Here is a 4,732-nt window from a genome sequence, read left to right as displayed (position 1 = left end):
AAAAGCTCATATTCTTTTTTAGTCATAATTTCAAATCTAATTTTATCTTTGATTCTTTTTAAGAAATTAGAAAAAAATCTCATAATGTGGCCACCTGGTTAGCAAAGTGCTAAAATGATAATATAATTGAGCTAATTTTACATTAAATAGCGTATTAGAAATAAGTCTTGTATTGCTAAGTTTTTTGTAAAAGAAAATGAGCGTTTTTGTATTTAAAATTAAGACGCTGTCACAAAAAAAATCTGAAATAAACTCATAAAACATTCATCAGGAAACGTGAGGTATTTGCTGTTTTTTGGGTTTTTTAGATGCAAAATTGCATCTCTACAGATTCTCTACAGAATCTTTTGGTAAAATTCATAATGAAATCAAGAGATTCTCTGGGTGTGCGCTACAGATTCTCTACAGAATCAGCTCCCCCCCTCTAAAAATGTGGTCGAAAACGCACAAACCATTGATTTATAAAGGAAAAAAGGCAAATTTAAAATTTGCGTTAGGTGTGTGTTAGAGTAAAGAATTAATGATATTTTAATAATAGAATCTGGCTTAATCTTTACCCTAGATCACCAGGTCTTTTCACCCATTCCAGGCAATTAAAATGCCTAATAGAACCCCCTAAAAAAAGAATAGAATGAACGACCTTTTTATTATTGTTTTTTATAATGCCCTTATTATCGTTTTTATCCTCTTTTTTGCTTATCTGTACTTAATGTATAAGCGTAAAAAGCACATCAATGCTTTATTAGAAAAAATGTCGAGCTCTCACGCTAAATTTGCAACGAATAACCGAGCTCAGATGCAATTTGAGAAAAGAAAAAGAGAGTGGGAAAGGAAACACCCGATAAAGGCGCTAAAACAACGCATTAAGCGATTTTTTAATTGAGATTAATAAAACCTTTGATATTATGAAAAAGCGAAGAAATTCGCTCTCATATGAATAACAATGGTGCAAAATCTCCTTGCACCCATTAACCGTAGAAAGTTACTCGTCTCTCTTTCTGCGGTTTTTTTTGTTATTATTATAGGGCGAAAAAAATAAGAGATAATTTCGCATTTCCTAACGATACTTAATCTTTTCAGTTCATTGGATTAAGTTTTTTTTTTGCCATAGTTTGTTCTCCTATAAGCTATGGCTTTTTTTTACGTTCAAAAAAAATGAAAATCCATAAAATTATTGGCACTAGTTGGCAATAATTTTATGGATTGTATCTTAATAATTTTTTTGTTTAGCTGATTTAAAATCTACGATATAAACGGTTTCTCTACCAATAAGGAATTTTACAAGATATTTCCCGTTAAGAATGGGGATTTCCTTTTTCTTTCTAAGACGGTACACATCTGCCGTGAAAGAAAGTTTATCAACCTCACTCTTGATAGCATCATAAAAATTTTCTGCAATAACCACATTTTGAGATTGTTCTAGAATGTATTGTGCTTGCCGCAGTAGTTTATTTTCTGCTAGTTCATACCATTTGATCGAGTAATCAAATTTCATCAAGTTTTAGTACCTGTTTCAGGTTTTTCATCACATCTTCATGAGAAGTTGATTTTACTAATCCATTTTCTAATTGATGCAGTAAATGAAGTTCTTCGTTTGTATAGAGGGGTTCTTTTTTCTCAAATGTTTGAGTATTGGGTAATGCTATTTGCATAATTCCTCCTTTTTCATATAAGGGTAGTTTATCAGAAAAATTTTTAATCAAAAAATAGGATGAAAACTATATCCCCTATCCTGCATTAGCATTTTTTTGTGAGCTGTAACATTGCATAAACAAGCGATTTAAGTGATTAGAATGATTTAACATAATGGCACTTTATGCGAAACCAGGTGCTTAACTATGCAATTAAGGCTCTAAAAAAACAAAGCAGGGGTATAAGCAGATAAAACAGGGCATACGGCGAGAGCTTTTTGCCAATAATGAGCATTATTTAACCCTTCAACGCTAAAATGCGTCTGGCACCGTTAAGTACAATCCCCCCCGTGATGGTGCCGATAATCAGATCTGGATAATTGGAACCGGTCCACGCGACCAGGGCGCCGGCGGTGATGCCCCCCAGGTTGATCACCACGTCGTTGGCCGAGAATATCAAGCTTGCCTTCATGTGCGCCCCGCCTTCCCGATGTTTGGATATGAGCAGCAGACAACTGGTATTGGCAATCAATGCGACGAATGCGATAGCCATCATCACCAGAGATTCAGGCTCACTACCGAATACAAAGCGTCTCACCACCTCTACGAGCACGCCCACAGCCAAGATCAGTTGCAGTACACCAGCAAGATGCGCGGCACGTACCTGCATTTTCACGCTATGTCCAACCGCATAAAGGGCAAGCCCGTACACCGCCGCATCGGAAAAATTGTCCAGGGATTCTCCAATCAGGCCGGTGGACTGGGCGATCAGACCGGCAGTCATTTCCACTACGAACAGAAGTGCATTGATGCCGAGCAACCAGCGCAGGGTCCAGGATTCTTGCTTAGCAGAAGCTGCCGAAAACTCGGCGGCCTTGATGGTCTCTGGATTTGCAGCGACGGTTTCCTGAAGCGAGGCGCCTAGCCCCAAGGTCTTCAGTTTCGAGGTGACGGGCTCGATCTCGCCGTCATGCACGACCTTCAGCCGGCGGTTCGACAAGTCGAAGGACAGCGCCCGAATCTCCTCAAAGCCGTTCAGGGCTAGGCGAATCATTCGTTCTTCTGATGGACAGTCCATCTTCGGCACTGCATAAACACTGACCCATCTCCCTGGCGCCTCGGAGGAGGCCTGTATATCGGTATCCGCTGCGGACGTTGCATCACCGCCACAGGCGCCACCACAGGATTTGCTCATAATACGACTCCACTTGAACAATGTTGTGGTACCATTTTAAACTATAAAGCTATTATAAGGTCAATAGAGTAAAGAATCCGTTGGGGAGGAGGCTGATGCGCATTGGTCAGTTGGCACAGTTGAATGAAGTCGCCTACGGCTCCGATTTTTTATATACCACTTCGGGGCTTTATGGTTTCTTTTGCTTAAAATCCATATTAATAAATAATCTTTTTAATTCTTTCTTTTCTTCATCTGATAGCCTAATCCCTTGAGCAACACGCATAGCAAAATCATTAGGAATCTTATTAAATTCTGCATTGAATAAAAAAATAAAAAATTAGGGCTGAAAGCCCCCAAAAAGAGCCTTTAGGCTCTATTTTTTTGTATTCTTGTTTGTATTCTTGTTTGTAGGCTCTGGGATCGCTTGTCGCACAAGGGTTTTGCGATTTATAAGACAACAAATTTACGGTTAAAAGACAACAAATTTACGGTTAAAAGACAACAAATTTACGGTATTGGACAACATGAAATTAACAGTGTTGTCTTTTTTGTGTTTTTGTTATAAAATTTACCGTAAATCTGTTGTTGCTAAGTTTAAATTATGAACAATACATCCTTAACTATTTCTAAAGCTAATAGTTTCGTTCAAGCTAGTTATTCCATGACTCTTGATGAAATGAGAATTTTGTCTTTGACGCTAGGTGTTTTTAATCCTGAAAATCCTATTAAGCGTGGGTTTGATTTTACTATTGCGGATTTCTGCAAGCATTTCCCTGATGTTGATGAAAAATCAGCTTATACCCAGGTTAGGAATGCAATACTTAAAATATCCAAACGTTGGATTGTATTGGTCGATAATGAAAAAGAATTAACTGAAGTAGTTTTAGTTAATAAGAGAACATATTTCAAAAAAGAAGGGCGTTTTTATATCGAATTCCATGAGGATTTATTACCCTATATCGCACAGTTGCATAATAACTTTACTAAATATCAATTGGTAAATATTGGTGCTTTTTCTAGTACGCATACAATTCGATTATATGAATTATGCTCTCAATATAGAGATACAGGTTGGAGGCAAACAAGTATTGAGGATCTTAAAGATTGGTTACAAGTTGCTGATAAATATCCAAGGTATAACTCGTTTAATCAACGAGTTTTATCCCCAGCTATAGATGAAATCAATGCTAAATCGGATCTTCTTGTAAGTGTTGAGCCGATCAAGCGAGGGCGCAGCATTGTTTCGTTAAAGTTTACAATTAAAAGCAAGAAAAGTGCGGTAAAAATCGAACAGAAACGCCCGGCGTTCCCCCATAAAAACAAGTATGGTTCTTTCGTTAAGTTTGATGCGCAAAATCCAAAGTTTAGCTCGCATGAATACGCTATTTACGCTAAGGATTGTCTATTAAAACTAGATAGTTTTTATGAGGTGATAGATGATGTACCCCTAGATGACCTGGTGCATTATGCTAAATTTTTAGCGGTCAATGAAAGTCATAAGTCAAAGTTTGGGAAAGAGCGTGATATTTGGGCTGAATTGAAAAAGAGAGGTTATAAGTTATCGCTTTATGAATTAGTAGAGATACCTAAAAATCAGATAGATTTTGTTGAATAGATTTATTTATACCTGACATAATTTATCCTTGTTTAGTTGTGATGAAAATCATTGTGATAAGAATTGCCTAAGTCTTGAAATGAGTGATCAAAAGAGCTGCTCGAATCAAATCCATAAGGATTTCCTCCAGCATCTACCCCCCCTACCATTGGTAATCCAGTGGCAGGATTAATTTCATGATGAATAGATGATGAATTATTAGTGTTTACATCATTAATTGAAAAGTTTGAGTTAAAGAATGATGAATTATTAGTATTTATATCATTCATTGAAAAACTCGAGTTATGAACCATTCTTTTTTTTCTTAAA

The 4,732-nt window shown here is 36.8% G+C and carries 5 protein-coding genes; 1 reads left to right on the top strand and 4 read right to left on the bottom strand.

Annotation, left to right across the window (positions count from 1 at the left end):
• Positions 1–1,210: 1,210 nt before the first annotated feature.
• From A9501_RS03105 to A9501_RS03100, 3 genes are all read right to left on the bottom strand, one after another.
• A complete protein-coding gene (locus A9501_RS03105) occupies positions 1,211–1,495 on the bottom strand; it encodes a type II toxin-antitoxin system RelE/ParE family toxin (RefSeq protein ID WP_005636121.1) in 285 nt (94 codons plus the stop codon).
• The gene (locus A9501_RS09660; RefSeq protein WP_005646127.1) at positions 1,485–1,652 is read right to left on the bottom strand and encodes a hypothetical protein; all 168 of its coding nucleotides are present in this window, start codon (positions 1,650–1,652) and stop codon (positions 1,485–1,487) included. The genes A9501_RS03105 and A9501_RS09660 overlap by 11 nt, the downstream gene beginning before the upstream one ends.
• A 277-nt stretch (positions 1,653–1,929) precedes the next feature.
• Complete coding sequence (locus A9501_RS03100) at positions 1,930–2,826, bottom strand: cation transporter (protein ID WP_065264889.1); 897 nt, start codon at positions 2,824–2,826, stop codon at positions 1,930–1,932.
• Between the two features lie 583 nt (positions 2,827–3,409).
• On the opposite strand from A9501_RS03100, the gene A9501_RS03095 reads away from it, so the two are divergent.
• Entirely contained in the window at positions 3,410–4,423 is a 1,014-nt protein-coding gene (locus A9501_RS03095) for a replication initiation protein (RefSeq protein WP_065264888.1), read from the top strand.
• A gap of 32 nt (positions 4,424–4,455) precedes the next feature.
• On the opposite strand, the gene A9501_RS03090 is transcribed toward A9501_RS03095, so the two are convergent.
• Positions 4,456–4,732 (bottom strand): hypothetical protein (locus tag A9501_RS03090; protein WP_257006481.1); only part of this gene is annotated, 277 nt, incomplete at its 5' end.

Origin of the sequence: Haemophilus sp. CCUG 66565 (assembly GCF_001679495.1) — a bacterium.
Classification (GTDB): Bacteria; Pseudomonadota; Gammaproteobacteria; order Enterobacterales; family Pasteurellaceae; genus Haemophilus; species Haemophilus haemolyticus_K.
Note: the sequence above shows the minus strand (reverse complement) of the source record. Positions and strands in the feature narration are given on the sequence as shown.

Bases quoted from the DNA above. Each gene is read 5' to 3' on its own strand.
- A9501_RS03100 (WP_065264889.1), bottom strand. From the start codon at position 2,826: ATGAGCAAATCCTGTGGTGGCGCCTGTGGCGGTGATGCAACGTCCGCA.
- A9501_RS03095 (WP_065264888.1), top strand. From the start codon at position 3,410: ATGAACAATACATCCTTAACTATTTCTAAAGCTAATAGTTTCGTTCAA.
- A9501_RS03105 (WP_005636121.1), bottom strand. From the start codon at position 1,495: ATGAAATTTGATTACTCGATCAAATGGTATGAACTAGCAGAAAATAAA.
- A9501_RS09660 (WP_005646127.1), bottom strand. From the start codon at position 1,652: ATGCAAATAGCATTACCCAATACTCAAACATTTGAGAAAAAAGAACCC.